The organism is Corynebacterium sp. HMSC30G07, assembly GCF_001806945.1.
Classification (GTDB): domain Bacteria; phylum Actinomycetota; class Actinomycetes; order Mycobacteriales; family Mycobacteriaceae; genus Corynebacterium; species Corynebacterium riegelii.
The window spans coordinates 68,886-89,047 of the sequence record NZ_KV786467.1; the positions used below are offsets into that span (position 1 = coordinate 68,886).

Annotated in this window: 21 protein-coding genes; 12 read left to right on the forward strand and 9 right to left on the reverse strand. The window is 60.3% G+C overall.

Annotated features, from left to right (window positions below; translation table 11 throughout):
- Window position 1: 1 nt before the first annotated feature.
- Window positions 2–925 (reverse strand): ABC transporter ATP-binding protein, encoded by a 924-nt coding sequence (locus HMPREF3104_RS06800; RefSeq protein ID WP_070494923.1) that lies wholly within the window; start codon window positions 923–925, stop codon window positions 2–4.
- On the reverse strand, window positions 891–2,282 hold the full coding sequence (gene mptB, locus HMPREF3104_RS06805) for a polyprenol phosphomannose-dependent alpha 1,6 mannosyltransferase MptB (protein WP_070494924.1): 1,392 nt from the start codon (window positions 2,280–2,282) through the stop codon (window positions 891–893). The genes HMPREF3104_RS06800 and mptB overlap by 35 nt, the downstream gene beginning before the upstream one ends.
- Window positions 2,283–2,379: 97 nt before the next feature.
- Here mptB and HMPREF3104_RS06810 point away from each other — a divergent pair, with 97 nt between their 5' ends.
- From HMPREF3104_RS06810 to HMPREF3104_RS06855, 10 genes are read left to right on the forward strand one after another with little or no spacing between them, the layout of a single operon-like run.
- A complete protein-coding gene (locus HMPREF3104_RS06810; RefSeq protein ID WP_070494925.1) occupies window positions 2,380–3,054 on the forward strand; it encodes a helix-turn-helix transcriptional regulator in 675 nt (224 codons plus the stop codon).
- A 12-nt stretch (window positions 3,055–3,066) separates the two neighbouring features.
- Window positions 3,067–4,512: a Fe-S cluster assembly protein SufB gene (gene sufB / locus HMPREF3104_RS06815; RefSeq protein WP_070494926.1), complete on the forward strand. Its 1,446-nt coding sequence runs from the start codon at window positions 3,067–3,069 to the stop codon at window positions 4,510–4,512.
- A gap of 1 nt (window position 4,513) precedes the next feature.
- Window positions 4,514–5,695, forward strand: a complete 1,182-nt coding sequence (sufD, locus tag HMPREF3104_RS06820) for a Fe-S cluster assembly protein SufD (RefSeq protein WP_070494927.1) — start codon at window positions 4,514–4,516, stop codon at window positions 5,693–5,695.
- Window positions 5,696–5,708: 13 nt separating this feature from the next.
- Entirely contained in the window at window positions 5,709–6,464 is a 756-nt protein-coding gene (sufC, locus tag HMPREF3104_RS06825; protein WP_070494928.1) for a Fe-S cluster assembly ATPase SufC, read from the forward strand.
- Complete coding sequence (locus tag HMPREF3104_RS06830) at window positions 6,464–7,693, forward strand: SufS family cysteine desulfurase (RefSeq protein WP_070494929.1); 1,230 nt, start codon at window positions 6,464–6,466, stop codon at window positions 7,691–7,693. Before sufC ends, HMPREF3104_RS06830 begins: the two co-directional genes overlap by 1 nt.
- On the forward strand, window positions 7,690–8,163 hold the full coding sequence (gene sufU / locus HMPREF3104_RS06835) for a Fe-S cluster assembly sulfur transfer protein SufU (RefSeq protein ID WP_052204214.1): 474 nt from the start codon (window positions 7,690–7,692) through the stop codon (window positions 8,161–8,163). Before HMPREF3104_RS06830 ends, sufU begins: the two co-directional genes overlap by 4 nt.
- A gap of 3 nt (window positions 8,164–8,166) precedes the next feature.
- A complete protein-coding gene (locus HMPREF3104_RS06840; RefSeq protein ID WP_052204216.1) occupies window positions 8,167–8,532 on the forward strand; it encodes a metal-sulfur cluster assembly factor in 366 nt (121 codons plus the stop codon).
- A 37-nt stretch (window positions 8,533–8,569) separates the two neighbouring features.
- On the forward strand, window positions 8,570–10,198 hold the full coding sequence (locus HMPREF3104_RS06845; protein ID WP_070494930.1) for an ABC-F family ATP-binding cassette domain-containing protein: 1,629 nt from the start codon (window positions 8,570–8,572) through the stop codon (window positions 10,196–10,198).
- Window positions 10,199–10,224: 26 nt separating this feature from the next.
- Window positions 10,225–11,118 (forward strand): trypsin-like serine protease, encoded by an 894-nt coding sequence (locus tag HMPREF3104_RS06850; protein WP_083278983.1) that lies wholly within the window; start codon window positions 10,225–10,227, stop codon window positions 11,116–11,118.
- A gap of 37 nt (window positions 11,119–11,155) precedes the next feature.
- Window positions 11,156–11,398 (forward strand): PLDc N-terminal domain-containing protein, encoded by a 243-nt coding sequence (locus HMPREF3104_RS06855; RefSeq protein ID WP_246816376.1) that lies wholly within the window; start codon window positions 11,156–11,158, stop codon window positions 11,396–11,398.
- 9 nt (window positions 11,399–11,407) lie between these two features.
- Here HMPREF3104_RS06855 and HMPREF3104_RS06860 read toward each other — a convergent pair whose 3' ends face one another.
- The 4 genes from HMPREF3104_RS06860 to HMPREF3104_RS06875 are packed head-to-tail and all read right to left on the reverse strand — an operon-like array spanning window position 11,408 to window position 14,378.
- Entirely contained in the window at window positions 11,408–11,995 is a 588-nt protein-coding gene (locus HMPREF3104_RS06860; RefSeq protein WP_052204227.1) for a hypothetical protein, read from the reverse strand.
- The gene (locus HMPREF3104_RS06865; protein ID WP_070494932.1) at window positions 11,988–12,677 is read right to left on the reverse strand and encodes a MerR family transcriptional regulator; all 690 of its coding nucleotides are present in this window, start codon (window positions 12,675–12,677) and stop codon (window positions 11,988–11,990) included. The genes HMPREF3104_RS06860 and HMPREF3104_RS06865 overlap by 8 nt, the downstream gene beginning before the upstream one ends.
- A 56-nt stretch (window positions 12,678–12,733) precedes the next feature.
- Complete coding sequence (locus HMPREF3104_RS06870; RefSeq protein WP_070494933.1) at window positions 12,734–14,110, reverse strand: PFL family protein; 1,377 nt, start codon at window positions 14,108–14,110, stop codon at window positions 12,734–12,736.
- Between the two features lies 1 nt (window position 14,111).
- Window positions 14,112–14,378 carry an ACT domain-containing protein gene (locus HMPREF3104_RS06875; protein ID WP_070494934.1) on the reverse strand — a complete coding sequence of 89 codons (267 nt, stop codon included), beginning with the start codon at window positions 14,376–14,378 and terminating at the stop codon, window positions 14,112–14,114.
- 36 nt (window positions 14,379–14,414) lie between these two features.
- On the opposite strand from HMPREF3104_RS06875, the gene HMPREF3104_RS06880 reads away from it, so the two are divergent.
- Window positions 14,415–15,077: an NAD(P)H-binding protein gene (locus HMPREF3104_RS06880; protein ID WP_070494935.1), complete on the forward strand. Its 663-nt coding sequence runs from the start codon at window positions 14,415–14,417 to the stop codon at window positions 15,075–15,077.
- A 24-nt stretch (window positions 15,078–15,101) separates the two neighbouring features.
- Here the strand turns inward: HMPREF3104_RS06880 and HMPREF3104_RS06885 are convergent, their stop codons facing one another.
- The 3 genes from HMPREF3104_RS06885 to acnA all read right to left on the reverse strand — a co-directional run bounded on the left by HMPREF3104_RS06885 (window position 15,102) and on the right by acnA (window position 19,310).
- Window positions 15,102–15,824 carry a glutamine amidotransferase-related protein gene (locus HMPREF3104_RS06885; RefSeq protein WP_070495004.1) on the reverse strand — a complete coding sequence of 241 codons (723 nt, stop codon included), beginning with the start codon at window positions 15,822–15,824 and terminating at the stop codon, window positions 15,102–15,104.
- A 38-nt stretch (window positions 15,825–15,862) separates the two neighbouring features.
- A complete protein-coding gene (locus HMPREF3104_RS06890; protein WP_070494936.1) occupies window positions 15,863–16,414 on the reverse strand; it encodes a TetR/AcrR family transcriptional regulator in 552 nt (183 codons plus the stop codon).
- A gap of 115 nt (window positions 16,415–16,529) precedes the next feature.
- The gene (acnA, locus tag HMPREF3104_RS06895) at window positions 16,530–19,310 is read right to left on the reverse strand and encodes an aconitate hydratase AcnA (RefSeq protein WP_210386490.1); all 2,781 of its coding nucleotides are present in this window, start codon (window positions 19,308–19,310) and stop codon (window positions 16,530–16,532) included.
- A 141-nt stretch (window positions 19,311–19,451) separates the two neighbouring features.
- Between acnA and HMPREF3104_RS06900 the strand changes: the two genes are divergently transcribed.
- Window positions 19,452–19,913, forward strand: a complete 462-nt coding sequence (locus tag HMPREF3104_RS06900) for an Rv1476 family membrane protein (protein WP_052204242.1) — start codon at window positions 19,452–19,454, stop codon at window positions 19,911–19,913.
- The last annotated feature ends 249 nt before the right edge of the window (window positions 19,914–20,162 follow it).

The window sequence follows — 20,162 nt, forward strand, 5'->3', positions numbered from 1 at the left end:
GTTAGCTCCTCAGCTCTCGTCCGGTGATGTCCAAGAAGACGTCTTCTAGTGTGCGGTGGGCAACCCGCAGGTTGCGGATGAGTACCTTCTGGTTTGCCGCTTCAGCAGCCACGGCGGCAATGGCGTCCGGGCGAGCCTCGCCCAGAATGCGGTAGTGCATTTGGCGGCTTTGCTCAGCTTGCAGATCAAAACCTTGCAACGACGCGTTCAATGCGGCCAAGTCCAGGTTCTCCGAGGTGGCAAAGGAAACGACGGGGAAGTCCTGGTGGTTGGTCAGCTCGGCCGGGGTGCCTTGGGCGACGACCTGGCCGCGGTCCACGATCACTACGTAATCCGCAAGGCTTTCAGCCTCGTCCATCAGGTGGGTGGTGAGGATGACCGTGGTGCCGTCGCGACGTAGCGCGTCAACAATGTCCCACACCGCCATCCGGGATTGTGCGTCCATGCCTGCAGTCGGCTCATCCAGAAACACCAGCTCCGGCCTGCCGATAATGGCCAGGGCGAGTGAGAGGCGCTGCTGCTGCCCGCCAGAAAGCCGCCGGTAGGTGGTCTTCGCCGCTCCCTGTAGGCCAAGAAGTTCAAGCAGCCAGTCGGGGTCGTGTGGGTTGACGTTGTAGGAGGCTGCGAGGTTGAGCATTTCGCGCACTGTGGTGCCGGAGTAGGAGCCGCCTCCTTGCAGCATGATGCCGATGCGCTCGCGCACTGCTTGCGGCTGGGTCGCCGGGTTGAGCCCCAGCACGTTGATGGTGCCTGAGGTTGGCTTTGAAAAACCCTCGCACATGTCCAGGGTGGTTGACTTGCCAGCCCCGTTTGGTCCTAAGAGTGCGAGGACCTCGCCGCGTTTGGCGGTGAAGCTTAGGTTGTTCACCGCGGTTTTTTCACCGAACCGTTTAACTACGGAATCGACTACGAGCGCTTCTCCCATGATTGGCTATCCTAACTAGCCTGATGGCAATTACCCCAATAACGCACAGCGCCGCAGCAAGCAGGTAGATCGTGATCACTTCGGTTGGTTGGAGGGCCTGGCCGCGCGGCAGTGCAAGAACGCAGAACAGCACCGATAGTGCGATGAGCTTTTTGCTTGTCGACGCCACGTGGAACCCCCATCCCGCCAACACCACAATCGCCCACAGCGGATACCAGGGCTGAACAACGGGAAAAAGCGCGACCATGCCGAGATTGGCCAAGCCAAGGCCACCTAATGGGTGGATGCGTCCGCGGTACGTAGCGAAAAGCGCGGTAACCATAACCGCTCCAGCCAGCACAAGGCCGAGAGTCTGGACAACGCTTTGGTGTCCAATGGCCCGGCCGATGAGTGATGTGATGGACAACCAGCTGTTTGTCTGCGCCGATGCAGTTTGCGCGGCGATCCAGCCGAAGCCGGTACCAGTTATTGCCGAGGTGCCAAACGCAGTACCGGCAAGAACAGATCCTTCAACAGCTGCTGCGGCGAGGATGGGTACTGGGATGCCGCGGCGTTTAAACCTGCGGGCCAACACCATGCCGGCAAACCCAAGCGCTGGCAGCCCGGCGGACTTTACTAACCCACCAGCTGAGATAAGTGCCGCGCCACCAACCGCGCTGGAAGGTGAGTTGCGCAGCGCGAACCTGAGACCGACAAGTACCAACGCGAGCATAAGCGCATCATTATGCGCACCGCCCACAAAGTGAATCAGCGCCAAGGGATTCAGCACACCCAGAAGTAGCGCGTGTGGGGATCTGTGTAGGGAGTGCAGCGCCCACGCGATGGCCAAGGTTGCGCAAAAAGCCACCGCGCGGTGCAAGGCAATACCTACCACCATGTGCTCGTGGGTGAGCGCTGCAATCAGTCCCGATATGCCGGTGGCTACCGGGCCGTATGGGCTTGGTGTTGTCGCCCATAAACTGTCCACAGCCTGCGCTAACGGGTCGTGTGTGCCAAGCAGCGCCAGTGGGCCTGCAGCATATGGGTCTAAGCCACGGGCAACCGCAGCGCCTTGCGCGAGGTAAGAGTAGACGTCTCTGGAAAATAGCGGTGCCGCGACAAGCAGGGGAGCGGCCCACCAGAGATACGTCACCATCAGGCTTCGACGCGAGTGTCGCCTCTGTACCAGCAGCATTACCCACGCCATGCACAAAAGGACGACGCCGAACAGGGTGATGGCGGAGGTGGGGATCAACGTGGCGTCGATAGGTAAAGGCTCCGGCAACGCACCCGAGACCCAACTGGAAACCCCAATGAGCGTACTGCCTAGGGTGCCCAACCAGCGGGGGCGGACGGATAGCAGCAGCGAACGGGGCACGACGGCGATTGTAGGGTGCCCTTAGCGGCGGAATGAATTAAGACACACTAGTGTTGTGGAAAGTGCCCAGACAGTACATGCGAAGGAAGGTGGAACGATGGTGGACCGCAGCCGCAGCGTTGGCGGCGACACACGTCGGGAAGTCATGACGCAATTGCTTGGGCGCGGGCCTGTCAGCGCCTCTGAACTTGGAGAGGTTCTTGGTCTCTCAGCCGCCGGAGTGCGTAGGCACCTCGACGCGCTGGTAGAAGAGGGGCTGGCGCAAACCTGCGAACCAAACGCCGTAGCCGGAGCCGAAGTTGGGCGAGGCCGCCCAGCGAAGCACTACCGGCTTACGCAGCTGGGACGCAGCCACTTTGGCAATAGCTACGACGTGCTGGCGCTCGACGCGCTTGACGCGCTCGAGCAGCTTGGCGGCGAGGAGGCGGTGCGTGCGTTTGCAAAACGTCGCGCTGAAGCCATCCTCGGCGGCGTCGACGCCAACGGTGACGTGGAAGACGTGGTGGACCAGGTAGTCGAAGCGTTTGAGGCGCACGGCTACGCGGCAACCGCAACCCGCGCCGGCGGAGGCGTGCAGATCTGCCAGCACCACTGCCCAGTGCAGTCGGTTGCTGCGGCCCACCCTGAGCTGTGCGAGGCTGAGCACGAGGCGATTTCGGAGCTAGTGGGAAGCCACGTGCAACCACTGGCGCTGATTGCGGACGGCAACGGGCTTTGCACCACAAACATCCCGCTGACCACGGGGAACTACCACACAAATAATGAAAGCTAAGGAGCGGAAACGATGACGAAAGCGACTCCCGCACCCGGCCTTGAGACGCCGATGAATGATGACGAGATCATTCAGTCCATCGGCGCTTACAACTACGGCTGGCATGACTCTGACGTCGCTGGCGCCTCCGCGCGCCGCGGCCTGAACGAGGACGTTGTGCGCGACATCTCCGGCATTAAGGAAGAGCCGGAGTGGATGCTCAACCAACGCCTGAAGGCGCTCGATATCTTTGAAAAGAAGCCGATGCCAACCTGGGGTGCTGACCTTTCTGGCATTGACTTTGACAACATCAAGTACTACGTCCGCTCTACGGAGAAGCAGGCGACTAGCTGGGAAGACCTGCCTGAGGACATTAAGAACACCTACGACAAGCTGGGTATCCCTGAGGCGGAGAAGCAGCGCCTGGTTGCAGGTGTTGCCGCACAGTACGAGTCTGAGGTTGTGTACCACCAGATCCGTGAGGACCTGGAGGAAAAGGGCGTCATTTTCGTTGATACCGACACCGCTCTTCGTGAGCACGAGGATCTGTTCAAGGAGTACTTCGGCTCCGTTATTCCCGCGGGCGACAACAAGTTCTCCGCGCTGAACACCGCTGTTTGGTCCGGTGGCTCCTTCATCTACGTCCCGCCAGGGGTGCACGTGGATATTCCGCTGCAGGCATATTTCCGTATTAATACGGAGAACATGGGCCAGTTCGAGCGCACCCTGATCATTGTGGATGAGGATGCGTACGTGCACTACGTTGAGGGTTGCACGGCCCCGATTTACAAGTCTGACTCCCTGCACTCTGCAGTGGTGGAGATCATTGTGAAGAAGGGCGGCCGCTGCCGCTACACCACCATTCAGAACTGGTCGAACAACGTGTACAACTTGGTGACGAAGCGTGCGCGTGCCGAGGAAGGCGCGACCATGGAGTGGGTCGACGGCAATATCGGTTCCAAGGTGACCATGAAGTACCCGGCCGTGTGGATGACTGGTGAGCACGCCCGCGGCGAGGTGTTGTCTGTGGCGTTTGCCGGTGAGGGCCAGTTCCAGGACACCGGCGCGAAGATGGTGCACCTGGCGCCGCACACCTCCTCGTCGGTGGTGTCTAAGTCCGTGGCGCGTGGTGGCGGCCGTTCCGCGTACCGCGGCCTGATTCAGGTCAACGCGAACGCGCACCACTGTGCGTCCAACGTTGAATGTGACGCCCTTTTGGTTGATGACATTTCGCGTTCGGATACCTACCCGTACAACGACATTCGAAATGACCGTGTGACGCTTGGCCATGAGGCGAAGGTGTCTCAGGTGAGCGAGGAGCAGCTGTTCTACCTCATGAGCCGCGGTATTGCGGAGGAAGAGGCTATGGCGATGATCGTGCGCGGCTTTGTTGAGCCGATTGCGAAGGAGCTGCCGATGGAATACGCGCTTGAGCTCAACCGCCTGATTGAACTGCAGATGGAAGGATCGGTAGGCTAAGTTGACTTCGACCAAAAACGTTATTGACCCTGTTGGTAACGCAACGACGCACAACAACAAGGGTGATTTGTTCCAGTCCTTCAACGTGGAGGATTTCCCGGTTCCGGGTGGACGCGATGAGGTGTGGCGTTTTATTTCGCTGCGCAGGATCCGCGGTCTGCACGACGGCACGTTCCCCACGCAGGTTTCGGAGCAGCTGCGTATCGACGCTCCGTCGGACGTCACCATCGAACAATTCGCGGCCGACGATGAGCGCCTGCGCGTGGCAGGCGGCCCGGTGGACCGTGTTGCCGCCCAGGCATGGAGCGCAGCCGAGCATGGCACGTTGATTTCCGTGCCAGCGGATGCGGTACTGGATGCACCTATCGAGATCACGATCACTGGCGCTGGTGTGGACGCAACGACGTTTAGCACCATCCTGGTTGAAACTGGCCGCCACTCCCAGGCGACGGTGATCGTGCGTTATGAGGGCTCCGGCACCCACGCAGACAACCTGAACTGGCACATCGGTGAAGGCTCCCACGTCAACGCGATCGTGGACACTGAGTGGGCGTTGGACGCAGTGCACATTGGCCAGCAGTCCATCAAGGTGCAGCGCGACGCTGTGCTGCGCCACACCGTTGCCGCTTTCGGTGGCGAGGTAGTGCGACTGACACCGCGTGTGACCTTTGAGGCTCCGGGTGCAGACGTGGAGCTGACGGGCGTCTACTTCGCTGACGCAGGTCAGTACATTGAAAACCGCATGCTGGTGGACCACTCGGTGCCAAATTGCCGCTCCAACGTGCTGTACAAGGGCGCTTTGCAGGGCGATAAGGATTCCGGTCTGCCGGAGGCACGCACCTGCTGGGTTGGTGACGTCCTGATTCGTGCAGAAGCCAAGGGCACTGACACCTACGAGACCAACCGCAACCTGGTGCTGACGGATGGCGCTCGCGCTGATGCGATCCCGAACCTGGAGATTGAAACCGGCCAGATTGCGGGTGCGGGCCACGCCGCTACCGTTGGTCGTTTTGATGAGGAGCAGATCTTCTACCTGCGCTCCCGCGGTATCCCGGAGCAGGAAGCAACGCGCCTGATCATCCGCGGCTTCTTCAACGAGGTCCTGAACCAGATTCCGGTGGAATCCGTGCGTGATGAATTGATTGCACGTGTCGCCGGCGAGCTCGAGCTGAACAACAACTAAAGGAAACGTTTATATGTCCACTCTGGAAATCAAGAACCTGCACGCCAACGTCCTTCCCACCGAGGAAGGCCAGGAACCCACTCCGATTCTGAAAGGCGTAAACCTGACCATCAAGGGCGGCGAAACGCACGCCATCATGGGTCCAAATGGTTCCGGCAAGTCCACGCTTGCCTACACCATTGCTGGCCACCCGCGCTATGAGGTCACCGAGGGCGAGGTGCTTCTGGACGGTGAAAACATCCTGGACATGGATGTTGACGAGCGCGCACGTGCCGGTCTCTTTCTGGCCATGCAGTACCCGGTAGAGGTACCGGGCGTGTCCTCTTCGAACTTCATGCGCTCCGCCGTGACTGCTGTGCGCGGCGAGGCTCCGAAGCTGCGCGAGTGGGTTGGTGAGCTCAACGCTGCCCGTGACGCGCTGCACATGGATGCGTCCTTCTCCGAGCGCTCTGTGAACGAGGGCTTCTCCGGCGGCGAGAAGAAGCGCCACGAGGTTATGCAGCTTTCCCTGCTCAAGCCGAAGTTCGCGGTGATGGATGAGACCGACTCTGGTCTGGACGTTGATGCGCTGCGCATTGTCTCCGAGGGCATTAACCGCTACCAGGAGGAGACCAACGGTGGCGTGCTCATGATTACGCACTACAAGCGCATCCTGAACTACGTGCAGCCGGACTTCGTGCATGTGTTTGCCAACGGCAAGATTGTCACCACCGGCGGTGCTGAGCTTGCAGATCAGCTTGAGGCTGAAGGCTACGAGAAGTTCATCTAATGGCTTTAGACGTTCACGCAATCAGGAAGGAATTCCCCATCCTGGGACGCACCGTCCGCGACGGCAAGCCCTTGGTCTACTTGGATTCTGGGGCGACCTCGCAGCGGCCGTTGCGGGTGTGGGAGGCGGAGCGCGACTTTGTGATGGGCTGCAACGCTCCTGTGCACCGCGGCTCCTACCAGCTTGCGGAGGAAGCCACCGACGCCTACGAGTCCGCCCGCGCAAAGATTGCGGCGTTTGTGGGTGCGGACAACGATGACATCGCGTTTACCAAAAACGCCACCGAGGCGCTGAACCTTGTCTCATACGTGTTGGGCGATAGCCGCGCGGGCGACTTGGCAGTTGGTGAGGGCGACACGATCGTGGTCACGGAGCTGGAGCACCATGCAAACCTCGTGCCGTGGCAGGAGTTGGCGCGTCGCACTGGTGCGACGTTGCAGTGGTACTCCATGACTGCCGACGGGCGCATCGACCTCGACTCGCTCGAACTCGATGATTCCGTCAAGGTTGTCGCGTTTACACACCAGTCCAACGTCACCGGCGCTCACGCAGACGTGGAAGAGATGGTGCGCCGCGCCAAGGCTGTCGGCGCGCTGACGGTGTTGGATGCATGCCAGTCGGTGCCACATATGCCCGTGAACTTCCGCGCGTTGGACGTTGACTTCGCGGCGTTCTCTGGCCACAAGATGTGCGGCCCGAATGGCGTCGGTGCGGTGTACTCGAAGCACCTGCAGGACCTGCCCCCGTTTTTGACCGGTGGATCCATGATTGAGGTGGTGCGCATGGAGGAATCCACCTACGCGCCCGCCCCGCAACGCTTTGAGGCTGGAACGCAGATGACCTCCCAGGTTGTCGGGCTTGGTGCCGCAGTGGACTTCCTCACCGAAATCGGGATGGAGGAGATCCAGGCACACGAGCGCGAGCTGACCGCATATGCACTTGAGCAGATGCAGCGTATCGACGGCTTGTCTATCGCAGGCCCATTAACCACCGATCACCGCGGCGGGTCGATTGCGTTTACCGTCGACGGCGTCCATCCGCACGACTTGGGCCAAGTTCTCGACTCCGAGGGCGTGGCAATCCGCACTGGTCATCACTGCGCGTGGCCAGCCCACCGCGGGTTGCACCTGCAGTCCACCTCCAGGGCGAGTTTCTACCTCTACAACACGTTGGAAGAGGTTGATGCGTTGGTGGCGTCGATAAGCAAAGCGAAGGAGTTCTTTCGATGAACCTTGAATCGATGTACCAGGAAGTCATCCTGGACCACTACAAAAACCCGCAGCATGCGGGCCTGCGCGATCCGTTCGAAGCCGAGGTGCACCACGTCAACCCGTCGTGTGGCGACGAGCTGACGCTGCGCATCCACCTCTCTAGCGACGGCGAGACAGTCGAAGACGTCTCCTACCACGCCGAAGGCTGCTCGATTTCGCAGGCGTCGACGTCTGTGATGGCTGAGGAGATCGTGGGCAAACCGATCGGTGAGGCGTTTAAGAAGCTGCAGGCCTTCGAGGAGATGATCACCTCGCGCGGCACCGTCGAGGGCGACGCCGAACTGATTGGTGACGGCGTGGCGTTTTCCGGTGTGGCTAAGTTCCCGGCCCGCGTGAAGTGCGCGCTGCTTGGGTGGAAAGCCTTTGAGGCAGCAACCGCCGAAGCATTAAGCAAGACCGGCAAAACCGTAGAGACGAAGGAGGACTGAACGATGGCTGAAGAAGCACAGCGCCCAGAGCAAACCGAAGAGCAGCTCAAGCTTGTCGGCGAAGTGGAGGAGTACCTGCACGACGTCATCGACCCGGAGCTGGGCATCAACGTAGTTGACCTTGGTCTGGTCTACGACGTGTGGATTGAAGAGCGCGACGGCGCCAACGTGGCGGTAGTCAACATGACGCTGACTTCACCGGCATGCCCGCTGACCGATGTGATTGAGGAACAGGCGCGCGCGGCGGTTGTGAACAACACCGACGCCGAAGAGCTGGAGATCAACTGGGTATGGATGCCGCCGTGGGGTCCGCAGTTCATCACGGAAGAAGGCCGGGAGCAGCTGCGCGCGCTCGGGTTCGCGGTCTAGGCTGCTGCATTTGACCACGGCTGTAAGGTAACTAGCCGTGATTGTGACCAATGATCTTGAAGTCCGTGTTGGCGCCCGCACGCTGTTGACCGCACCAGGTCAACACCTGCGCGTCCAGCCGGGCGACCGCATCGGGCTGGTGGGCCGCAACGGCGCTGGTAAAACCACCACCATGCGCATCCTGGCAGGGGAGACCGAACCCTACGGCGGAACGGTAACCCGCTCGGGTGAGATCGGCTACCTGCCGCAGGATTCCAAAGAAGGCGACATCGAGCAGACCGCGCGTGAGCGTGTGCTCTCCGCCCGCGGTTTGGACGCTATCCAGCGTTCAATGGCGAAGCAGCAGGCCATCATGGAAGTCACCGAAGGTGCTGAGCGTGATAAGGCGATTGCGAAGTACTCGCGCCTAGAGGAGCGCTACCAGGCACTCGGTGGGTACGAAGCAAACGCGGAGGCTGCGCAAATTTGCGACAACTTGGGCCTGCCCAGCCGCGTACTGGATCAGCAGCTGAAGACTCTTTCCGGTGGGCAGCGCCGTCGCGTGGAGCTTGCCCAAATTCTGTTCGCGTCCCGCTCCGGCTCAGGCAAGTCCGCCACCACATTGCTTCTAGACGAGCCGACAAACCACCTCGACGCCGACTCCATCACCTGGCTGCGTAACTTCTTGTCCAAGCATGAAGGTGGGTTGATCATGATCTCCCACGACGTTGAGCTGTTGGACGACGTATGCAATAAGGTCTGGTTCCTCGACGCAGTGCGCGCTGAGGCAGACGTGTACAACATGGGCTTTAGCACCTACCAGAAAGCGCGCGCGGAAGATGAGGCGCGTAGGCGTCGCGAGCGTGCCAACGCGGAGAAGAAAGCATCGGCGCTTCAGAAACAGGCGGCCAAGCTCGGTGCGAAGGCCACCAAGGCCGCCGCGGCGAAACAGATGCTTGCGCGCGCGGACCGCATGATGAGTGAGCTTGATGAGGTCCGCGTGGCCGACAAGTTCGCCTCCATCAAGTTCCCGGAACCTGCGCCGTGTGGCAAGACGCCGCTGTACGGCAAGGGCTTGACCAAGATGTACGGCTCGCTCGAAGTGTTCGCCGGCGTTGATCTGGCTATTGATAAAGGCTCGCGCGTGGTTGTTTTGGGCACCAACGGTGCGGGCAAGACGACCTTGCTAAAGCTTCTGGCGGGCGTTGAGCGTACCGACGGCGAAGGCGGGCTTGTCACCGGCCACGGCCTGAAGGTCGGCTACTTCGCCCAGGAACACGACACTATTGACGGTGAGAAGACCGTCTGGGAAAACACTATCGAGGCCTGTCCAGACGCCGGCCAACAGGACCTGCGTGGCCTTTTAGGTGCGTTCATGTTCTCCGGCGACAAGTTGGAACAGCCCGCGGGCACGCTCTCGGGTGGTGAAAAGACGCGCCTAGCGTTGGCAACGCTTGTATCGTCGCGTGCGAACGTGTTGCTTCTCGACGAGCCCACGAACAACCTGGATCCGCAATCACGCGAGCAGGTGCTGGATGCACTGAAAACGTATACCGGCGCCGTCGTCCTAGTTACGCATGACCCAGGTGCCGTTCGCGCCTTGGAGCCGGAGCGCGTGATCATCATGCCGGAGGGGGACGAGGACCTGTGGAGCGACGAGTATATGGAAATCGTGGAATTGGCATAAAGCTCCCTGCAAATTAGCATGAAGTTATGACTTCTTATGCTCTACGCCTTGGTGCCGCACTGTTAGCTACTGGTCTCGTTTTTGCAGGTGTGGGGGCGCCGGGGGCGGGGGCGGAGTCGTCGATAAGAAATGGGCTCGAGGTCAACCAAGGCTGGCAGTTTGGCACCCTGGCGGGCGAGTGCACGATTGGGTACAACGACCCGGTCAACCGAGTCAGTTACACCGCCGCCCACTGTGCCGAGGGCGTGAGCCGCGTTTTTCTTTCCGATAAGTCCGGCCAACGCATGCAAAAGGCTATCGCCGCCGGCACGATCGAAATGTCGCCGAAGTACGACCCGAAAACGGACGCGAACGACTGGGCGATTATCCGCTGGAAAGAGGGCGTGACCATCAATCCCAACACCTTCGATCGCGACGGCATCGTGCCGATCAGTAAGCTGCGCAAAGGCCAGGAAGTGTGCTTCCACGGACACACCAGCCACGGCACCAGCGGTAGCGCAGATTGCGGCGAGCTCATTGCCACCTTGGGCACCAAGATCATTGTTGAAACGCCGCGCGGTGCCCGAAAAGGCGACTCCGGCGGGCCCATGTATCTACCGGGCGGCGGGCTGGTTGGTGTCTTGTCCACCAGCTACGAGGTCGAAGACAGCAACGGGAATACGCGCTACGTGGTCACCGCAAACGCGCCGCAGGATGGTCGCATGGTGACCATGGAAGAAGAATCGGAGGCGATCAACCGCTACTTCGGTGCCCGCGCCCGCCTTCTTGAACACGACATCACCCCGGGCAGCTCACTTATTGAGGGACTGTCAGAGGCCGGCTCCAGCGACGCCGAAGGCGCTGCCATCGCGCTTGTCGTGATAAGCGTGCTGCTCGGCGGCCTTGCAATCGGCGGCATGATCAGCAACACCATCTTCTAGGGCTGTGACACTAGGGCTGTGGCGTAGTGTTGGCAGCATGAACATCAACGAGATTTTGACCACGCTGCGCGAGTCCTGGGACGAACTTTCCACAGACCAGAAGACGCTCGTCGGCGTCCTTGTCGCTATTGATACCGCCGGCAAGGCATGGGCGCTGCGTGACCTTGCCCGTACCGACGCTCGCCGTATCCGCGGCCCGAAGTGGCTGTGGACGCCGATCATCGGCACGGTAAACACCGCCGGGTGGCTTGCCTACTTCGCGGTAGGCAAGAAGCGCTAGCCCGAGCACTTAGGGCTGTGTTGCCCCGGCATAGAATCGGACTTGATGCACTCGCTCGTACCGGGGCTTTTGCCATGGGTATCGGTCTTTGGCCGCCTCGATTGGCTTTTCTAGATCAACAACGGTGTCTGTCCCTGCAGGACTGCCGAGCGTAAGCACGCCTTGCTCGATTTCGATGTCGGATGCAAATGAGCGCTCTCGGCGTTGACTGCGGATGAGAGCCGTCGGCACTTCAGCGAACACAATCCTTCCGCGGCGCAGGACGATTACGTCCTTTGCGATGTAGCTGGGGCGAATACGTTCGCTGGCAATCAGGGACCAAAGGTAGATAAAGCTCCAGGCCGAGATAATCAGTGCGATCAATCGCAGTGAGCCAGGTGGTAGAAGAAGATGCACTGCCACCATTTCGGACACAAGAACCGCTGTGAGAACACCAAGCATCTGTAGTCGGCCGGGAGGGTGGGGAAGGGCATCCGCGCCATCGGGAATAAGCTGAACGCCTTTGACCCATCGCGTGAGGTCTCGATACAACCCGAGCTCATAGCGTGCGAGGCGGAAACCAGGATGTTTGCGCAGCAGTGCCCAGAGCCTAGCCACCCAGACTCCCTGCTATGGATTCGAGCGCGAACGCCTGCGCTCCACGAGTCGGGACGTCACCCACCGCTAGCCCTGTTTGAGCAGGCTGTAGCGTTTCTAAAACACCCCGCATCAGTCCGAGAGGAAAGAGCTCATGAAGGCGTTGCACGATCGGAGTGACTTTCTCATCGCGCGAGGTTAACGTTGCGAGTTCGCTCCATAACCTGCCAGCCTCACGTGCCGCGGCGATACACGTTTGATCATCAAGGTTTCGTCGAAGCACAGTCCACGTGGCGCTGGTAGCAACACCGGTGAGCGCCATCAGGTCCCACGAGTCCAGCTCCAACTGCAGGGTGTCAGCATCTTCGAAGACAGCGCTCAAACGTTGCCGAATGTCCTCCGGGGCACCCAACGGAGCATGTTGTATCAGCGCAAGGCGCTCACGTTGATGCTGCAGGTGCCGTATCCGTTCATCCAGCAGTGTTAGGGAACGAGCAACGGCGTCATCGGATTGGACGTCGGCTACGGGCACGCCTGCGTCGATAAGTGCCCGAGCCCGAATGACTGCTGCCAGATCCCGGACAGAGTATTCGCGGTAGTTGCCGCTGGTCCGGGCTGGTTCTTCAACTACTCCAGCTTCATGTAAGTGGCGCACTGAGCGGACTGAACAACCAGCTGCAGCTGCTATATCAGAGATCTTCACGACGCCAGACTAAACCCTCACATCGTGTGAGGGTCAAGGCCTGGGGCTAGGAATTCCTAGTTGCGGAATCCGTGGACCGGGGCAGGGATGAAGCCCCCGCGGCGAATGAACGCGTCGTTGCCCACCTGGGACACCGGGATGACCGGCGCGTAGCCGAGTAGGCCACCGAAGTTCACTTCGTCGCCAGGCTTCGTGCCTGGTACGGGGATCAGGCGTGCTGCGGTGGTCTTATGGTTCATCACGCCGATCGCGGCTTCGTCCGCGATCATGCCGGAGATGAGCTCCGCGGACGTGTCGCCAGGAATGGCGATCATGTCAAAGCCCACGGAACAGATCGAGGTCATGGCCTCCAGCTTGTCCATGGTGATGTTGCCGGCACGCACCGCGTCGATCATGCCCTTGTCCTCAGAGACCGGGATGAAGGAACCGCTCAAGCCGCCGACGCGTGAGCAGGCCATCATGCCGCCCTTCTTTACAGCGTCATTGAGCAGGGCGAGAGCTGCCGTGGTTCCGTGGGTACCTACCTGATCCAGGCCCATGTGCTCAAGGATGTGTGCGACGGAGTCACCCATTTCAGCAGTCGGCGCCAACGACAGGTCCACGATGCCAAACGGCACACCGAGGCGCTCTGCCGCCATGTTGCCCACGAGCTGGCCTGCGCGGGTGATTTTGAAGGCGGCCTTTTTTACTTCCTCGGCAACGTCGTTAAGCGTGGCTCCCTCGAGCGAACCCAACGCATTGTTGACCACACCCGGGCCGGACACGCCGACCGATACGACAGTGTCTGGCTCTTCGATGCCGTGGAAGGCGCCGGCCATGAAGGGGTTATCACCAACAGCGTTGGCAAACACGACCAACTTCGCACAGGCGATGGACGATTCTGTGGCCGTCAACTCGGCGGCGCGCTTGATCACGCGGCCCATCTCCGCCACAGCATCCATGTTGATGCCGGCGCGCGACGTAGCCACGTTCACCGACGAACAGATCTTGCTCGTCTGCGCCAACGCGTCAGGGATCGATGCGATCAGGCGGGCGTCGCCAGATGTAGCACCCTTCTCCACAAGCGCGGAGTAGCCGCCAATGAAGTCAATGCCCAGCTCCGCTGCCGCGCGGTCAAGCGCCTTGGCCACAAGCACCGGGTCGCCCGCAACGCCCGCGACCACCAGAGCGATGGGGGAGATGGACACGCGCTTGTTCACAATCGGGATACCCAGCTCACGCTCGATGCCTTCGCACACCGGGACCAGGTTGCGGGCGCGGGTAACTACACGGTCATACACAGCCTCTGCGGTGGCTTCCATGGTGGCGCGCGTACACCCGATCAGTGAGATGCCCATGGTGACGGTGCGGATGTCCAGGCGGTAGTCCTCGATCATGTGGATGACGTCGAGGATGTGTTTGGACTTGAAGTCAAAGTCGAATGCTGCAGCCATGCTAGATCTCATTCATCGCGGTGAAGAGGGCTTCGGACTGCAGGCGGACAACTACGCCGAGACGCTCGCCAACCTCGGCGAGTTCGGCTTGTAGGGCGCCCACGTTGGCGCCTTCTGGTACTTCAACACGCATGATCATGGTGAAGAAGTTGTCCATGAGCGTCTGGGAAACGTCGATGATGTTCAGGTTGCGTTCGGCTGCGGCGTTTGCCACGCCGGCGATGATGCCGACGCGGTCCTGACCCGTGGTCGTGATAATTGCATGCATGGGCAAAGATAGTACCCACTGGGTTACTGTGGGCGTATGCATGACGCACGTTCTTACGTCCTAGTCCTTGGTGCCGGGGGCAAAGTGTCAGCTCACACGGTGCCTTTGCTTGTCGGCACCTCCCACCACGTCTCCGCCCTCGCCCACAATCCCAAGCACGCCGAGCGCCTTGCCGAAACAGGTGCAACCGTGATCATTCAAGACTTGACCAAGCTGGATAGGGAAGGCTGGGCGCGTTTGCTGACGCCGTTTGACGTCGTGGTGTGGTCCGCTGGTGCTGGCGGCGGTGATCCGGAACGAACCTATGCGGTGGACCGTGACGCGGCGATGGTGATGATCGACGCACTTGAAGAACTCGGCGAGTTCGCCCCGCTCTTAATCAACGTCTCCTATGCTGGCGCCCAAGACGGCAAGGCAGAAGACGACGGGTCATCCTGGTACGCCTATGTGGAGGCAAAGAAGGCAGTGGACTTACGTCTGCTTTCCAGCGAGATCGACCAGGTCATCCTGGGACCGACCCTGCTCACCGATGCCCCTGCGACCGGCATCAACATCCTCAACGACGCGCCGCCGCAAAGCTCTGAGACAGCCCGCGAGCTCGTTGCCCAGGTGATTGCGGAGATTATCAACCGGGGCGAGTCCTTTGATCAGAATCCGTTTGAGTTTGAAAATGGCAACCAGAAGCTGCAGGACCTGTAGCTAGCCTTGTAGCCTGGCCGGCTGTTAGGAGCGTACGTACTGCGCAAACGTGCGCATCAGTCCGTTTGCTGCGGACACGTCGTGGTGCGGCAGGTCCGCAACGATGCGCGCATAGTCTTCAGGTGCAAAGTAGCCGTAGTCGTGGTAGAAATCCATGCGCGTACGCATGGCGTCTGCGTTCATCTCCGCGTGGAATTGCGTGGCCCACACGTGGTCGCCGTAGCGCACCATCTGGGTCATCCCGTCTGGGCCAGTCGCCAGCACGGTCAACGCCTCCGGCACCTCTTCCGGTGCCTCAGTGTGGCCGGTTAAAGCAGTAAACGTTTGCGGGGCGGCGGCCAGCAAGACGTCTTTGCACCCAGCCTCGGTGACCTCCACGTGGGTCGGGCCGGAATCTTCCGCGTGCGAATGTCCGATGACGCCGCCGACGTGATCCACTAGCCAGGACAGGCCGAAGCAGACGAAAAAGACCGGTAAACCAGACTCCAACACCTGGGTGAGCACCTCACCGACGTGGCGCTGGTAGTCGTCATACGTTTCATTGCTCACGTTGAGCGAGCTGCCACCAACGATAACGCCAGCAATCCCGTCAAGCGGACCAAGTTCGGCGGCAGGGGAGTCAATCACGCGGTGGACTAACTCAACTTCTTCTAAACCCGTCGACGCCAACGCGTCGTGATACTCGGCGCGGGCCACATCCGGGCCAAGCTCGCCGTTGCGTAGGGAAAGAAAAAGCAGTGTAGACATGCGCGTCATTCTATACCGCTTGGTCTACTTTGAGACAATCAGCCGCGAATCGACTGCTCCACAACATCCAACATGGCGTCCAGTCGCTCCGGCGATTCGCCAGCAGCCAGCCTGGTAAGCACCCCTTCGAGCACTGTCTCGAGGTAGGTTTGGAGGACGTTGACGTTGACGTCGTCACGCAAATGCTCATTGGAACGCAAACGCTCCAGCACCGCCTGATCCAGCACATCCTGGTGCTCACGCCAACGTGCTTCAAAGACCGGGTCGGTACGGAGCTTACGAATGATCTCGCTTCGGGTGGCAAACCAGCCGTGCTCAGCGGGATTGCGCAGAATCTCCCGCATCACCTCAACCAGACCATTTTGGGAAACCACCTCAGCCTGGCGCTGCGCATCCGCACTCACGATGGCAAGAAACAGCGTCTCCTTATCACCAAAATGGTGGAAGATCGCGCCGCGAGTCTTTCCCGTCGCCTCCTCTAGGCGAGCGACGGTAGCCCCCTCAAAGCCATACCTGGCGAAACAATCACGGGAGGCGTCAATGATCTCCTGGCGGCGGCGCGCCAGCTCGCCTTCGCTAATAATCGGCATGGCGTATACGGGGGCTTTCTTGCTTATAGACGTCCACGTGAAAAGGCCACCCGAACACGTACCCGGGCGGCCTTTTCACTTCTTTAGCTACAAACTACGTGCGTAGCTCGTGGCCTTAGCTCTTCACCATCTGGCGCAGCACGTACTGCAGGATGCCGCCGTGGCGGTAGTACTCCGCCTCACCCGGGGTATCCACGCGAACAACTGCGTCGAACTCAACGGTCTCGCCGCCGTCCTTCGTCGCGGTGACGTGAACGGTAGCCGGAATCTCATCGCCCTCGTTGAAGGCGGTGATGCCGCTGATGGCGAAGGTCTCGGTGCCGTCCAGACCCAGGGAAGCGTGGGATTCGCCCTCCGGGAACTGCAGCGGCAGAACGCCCATGCCGATCAGGTTGGAGCGGTGGATACGCTCGAAGGACTCTGCGATCACGGCGCGAACACCAAGCAGGTTGGTGCCCTTTGCAGCCCAGTCACGGGACGAGCCGGTGCCGTACTCCTTGCCGGCGAGAACAACCAGCGGGATGTTCTTCTCGGCGTAGTTCATCGCAGCGTTGTAGATGAAGTCTTGCGGAGCGCCTTCCTTGGTGAAGTCGCGGGTGTAGCCACCCTGCTCTTCCACCAGCTCGTTGCGCAGACGGATGTTTGCGAAGGTGCCGCGCACCATGACCTCGTGGTTACCACGGCGGGAACCAAAGGAGTTGTAGTCGTGGCGTGCAACACCGTGTGCATCCAGGTAGTCCGCAGCCGGGGTGCCCGGCTTGATGGAGGAAGCAGGGGAGATGTGGTCCGTGGTCACGGAATCGCCCAGCTTCGCCAGAACGCGTGCACCAGCGATGTCGGTGACTGCCTCCGGCTCCTCCGGCATACCGTCGAAGTACGGTGCCTTGCGGATGTAGGTGGAGTCCTCGTTCCAGTCGAAGGTCTTGCCGGTCGGAATGTCCAGACCCTGCCACTGCTCGTCGCCCTTGAAGACGTCTGCGTAGTCAGCCTCGTACATCTCGCGGGAGATGGTGGAAGCGATGGTGGACTCGATCTCCTCGGTGGACGGCCAAACGTCCTTCAGGAAGACGTCATTGCCGTTAGCATCCTGACCCAGCGGCTGGGTCTCGAAGTCGAAGTCCATCGTACCGGCGATTGCGTATGCGATGACCAGCAGCGGAGACGCGAGGTAGTTCATCTTCACGTCCGGGGAAATGCGGCCTTCGAAGTTACGGTTACCGGACAGCACTGCGGTTGCGGTCAGGTCGTACTCGTTGATTGCCTCGGAGACCTCGTTCGGCAGCGGGCCGGAGTTACCGATGCAGGATGCACAGCCGAAGCCAGTCAAGTAGAAGCCGACAGCCTCGAGGTCCTTCCACAGGTCTGCGCGCTCGTAGTAGCCGTCAACAACCTGGGAGCCCGGAGCCATGATGGTCTTGACCCACGGCTTCGCCTTCAGTCCCTTCTCTGCAGCCTTGCGAGCCAACAGGGCAGCGCCGACCATCACAGACGGGTTGGAGGTGTTGGTGCAGGAGGTAATAGCAGCAATTGCTACGGCACCGTGGTCAAGCGTGAACTCGCCACCCTGCGGGGACTCGATGACAACCGGCTTGGATGCGCGGCCCTCAGCGCCAGCAGCGGCAGATTCGCCGTTGCCCGGCCAGGACTGGTTGTATTCCACGGAGTCAACCTTCGGTGCGCGAACCGGCTCGAAGGTCTCGTTGCCTGCGGTGTTGTAGTCCGGCAGCTGATTGCGGAAGGTCTCCTTGGCATCTGCCAGAAGAATGCGGTCCTGCGGGCGCTTCGGGCCAGCGATGGACGGCACAACGGTGGACAGGTCGAGCTCGAGGTACTCGGAGTACTCAGCCTCAGCAGCGTCCTGCTCCAGCCACATGCCCTGAGCCTTGGCGTATGCCTCGACGCGGTCGATGTCCTCCTGGGAACGGCCGGTGAGGTGGAGGTAGTTGATGGTCTCCTCGTCGATCGGGAAGATCGCACAGGTGGAGCCGAACTCCGGGGACATGTTGCCGATGGTGGCGCGGTTTGCCAGCGGAATCTGCTTGACGCCGTTGCCGTAGAACTCGACAAACTTCTGCACTACGCCGTGCTCACGCAGCATCTCGGTGATGGTGAGCACCACGTCGGTTGCGGTTACGCCGGCCGGGATCTCGCCGGTCAGCTTGAAGCCAACCACGCGCGGGATCAGCATGGACACCGGCTGGCCGAGCATTGCAGCCTCGGCCTCGATGCCGCCGACGCCCCAGCCCAGGATGCCCAGGCCGTTTTCCATGGTGGTGTGGGAGTCCGTACCAATACAGGTGTCCGGGTATGCCACGCCCTCATTGTCAAAGACAACGCGGGACAGGTACTCGATGTTCACCTGGTGGACAATGCCGGTTCCCGGCGGGACAACGCGGAAGTTGGAGAAGTTCTCAGCACCCCAGCGCAGGAACTGGTAGCGCTCCTCGTTGCGCTGGTACTCGATCTCTACGTTCTTCGCCTCAGCAGCCTCGGAACCGAATGCTTCGATGATCACAGAGTGGTCGATGACCATTTCGGCCGGGTTCAGCGGGTTAACCTGGTCTGGGTTGCCGCCGAGGGAGGAGACAGCCTCGCGCATGGTTGCAAGGTCAACAACACACGGCACACCGGTGAAGTCCTGCATCAGTACACGCGCAGGGGTGAACTGGATCTCAATGGACGGCTCTGCCGATGGATCCCAGTTCGCGATTGCCTTGATGTGGTCTGCGGTGACGTTCTTGCCGTCCTCGGTGCGCAGCAGGTTCTCACCCAGAACCTTGAGGGAGTAGGGAAGCTTCTCCATGCCTTCTACGGCGTCGAGTGCGAAGTAGTCATACGACTTTCCGCCGACCTCGAGCGTCTTCTTGGCGTTGAAGGAGTTCTTGCTTTCAGCCACAGTGAGCTCCGTTTCTCGTTGATATGTGGGGTACATGACCCGTGGCGGTCAACCATTAATCATATGCCAGGCGCCACAGTTCTACCGCAATAATAACAGTACGAGCGTTATGTTTTGGTTTTTGGCGTAGATTATTTCTCTATGCATAGCGCTGACATCGATGTTTCCTCCCTCGTGCACCAGCTCCGCGAGGACAATATCGCCCTCCAAGTGGCCAACGAGGACCTTGAAAACCATGTCGCGAATGCGTTACCTGAGAATCACGGGCTCGTCATTTTGGAACACACGCCACCCCATATCCCGGATGTTCGGGACTTGGCACAGGACCTGGCCAATGAGACGGGCATTGACACCGTTATTGTCCGCACTCCTGACGTTGCTATTGCAGTGAGTAACTCGCTGACGCGCGCCCAGGTGGAACAAGGGGAGCGAGCGATGGTCGCGCAGCCTGACTATGGGGACGGCCTCAGGGCATTCTTATCGACGTCCACGCAAACCCAACCCGCGTGGCTCCCCATTTTTCTCGCCATTGTTGTTGTTACCACTGTTGTGATTGTCGCCTCCTGGCGAGCCGTCAAACCGTTGGGCACGTCACGTATGTGACAAAACTCACACTATCTCTCGGCGTGTCTAAACGGCCAGCTAGCCGCGCCGCCTAGTCACGCCAAAAGCCTTGACTGCTGTTGCGGTTGGTAAAGAATGTGAAACAAGTTGATCTCGTGACGTATGGTTCTGCTGTCGGCTCGTGAGCCGAAGGTTGTCAAACCGTTACCCAACAGCAACATAACGGTGGCACGCTCTAGTCAAGCTGCCATCGCTGACCGATACGGGCATGTGGGGAAGCACGCTACG

Coding starts and splice junctions, on each gene's coding strand:
- HMPREF3104_RS06800 (WP_070494923.1), bottom strand. CDS start 925: ATGGGAGAAGCGCTCGTAGTCGATTCCGTAGTTAAACGGTTCGGTGAA.
- HMPREF3104_RS06810 (WP_070494925.1), top strand. CDS start 2,380: ATGGTGGACCGCAGCCGCAGCGTTGGCGGCGACACACGTCGGGAAGTC.
- sufB (WP_070494926.1), top strand. CDS start 3,067: ATGACGAAAGCGACTCCCGCACCCGGCCTTGAGACGCCGATGAATGAT.
- sufC (WP_070494928.1), top strand. CDS start 5,709: ATGTCCACTCTGGAAATCAAGAACCTGCACGCCAACGTCCTTCCCACC.
- HMPREF3104_RS06830 (WP_070494929.1), top strand. CDS start 6,464: ATGGCTTTAGACGTTCACGCAATCAGGAAGGAATTCCCCATCCTGGGA.
- sufU (WP_052204214.1), top strand. CDS start 7,690: ATGAACCTTGAATCGATGTACCAGGAAGTCATCCTGGACCACTACAAA.
- HMPREF3104_RS06840 (WP_052204216.1), top strand. CDS start 8,167: ATGGCTGAAGAAGCACAGCGCCCAGAGCAAACCGAAGAGCAGCTCAAG.
- HMPREF3104_RS06850 (WP_083278983.1), top strand. CDS start 10,225: ATGACTTCTTATGCTCTACGCCTTGGTGCCGCACTGTTAGCTACTGGT.
- HMPREF3104_RS06855 (WP_246816376.1), top strand. CDS start 11,156: ATGAACATCAACGAGATTTTGACCACGCTGCGCGAGTCCTGGGACGAA.
- HMPREF3104_RS06870 (WP_070494933.1), bottom strand. CDS start 14,110: ATGGCTGCAGCATTCGACTTTGACTTCAAGTCCAAACACATCCTCGAC.
- HMPREF3104_RS06875 (WP_070494934.1), bottom strand. CDS start 14,378: ATGCATGCAATTATCACGACCACGGGTCAGGACCGCGTCGGCATCATC.
- HMPREF3104_RS06880 (WP_070494935.1), top strand. CDS start 14,415: ATGCATGACGCACGTTCTTACGTCCTAGTCCTTGGTGCCGGGGGCAAA.
- HMPREF3104_RS06885 (WP_070495004.1), bottom strand. CDS start 15,824: ATGTCTACACTGCTTTTTCTTTCCCTACGCAACGGCGAGCTTGGCCCG.
- HMPREF3104_RS06890 (WP_070494936.1), bottom strand. CDS start 16,414: ATGCCGATTATTAGCGAAGGCGAGCTGGCGCGCCGCCGCCAGGAGATC.
- HMPREF3104_RS06900 (WP_052204242.1), top strand. CDS start 19,452: ATGCATAGCGCTGACATCGATGTTTCCTCCCTCGTGCACCAGCTCCGC.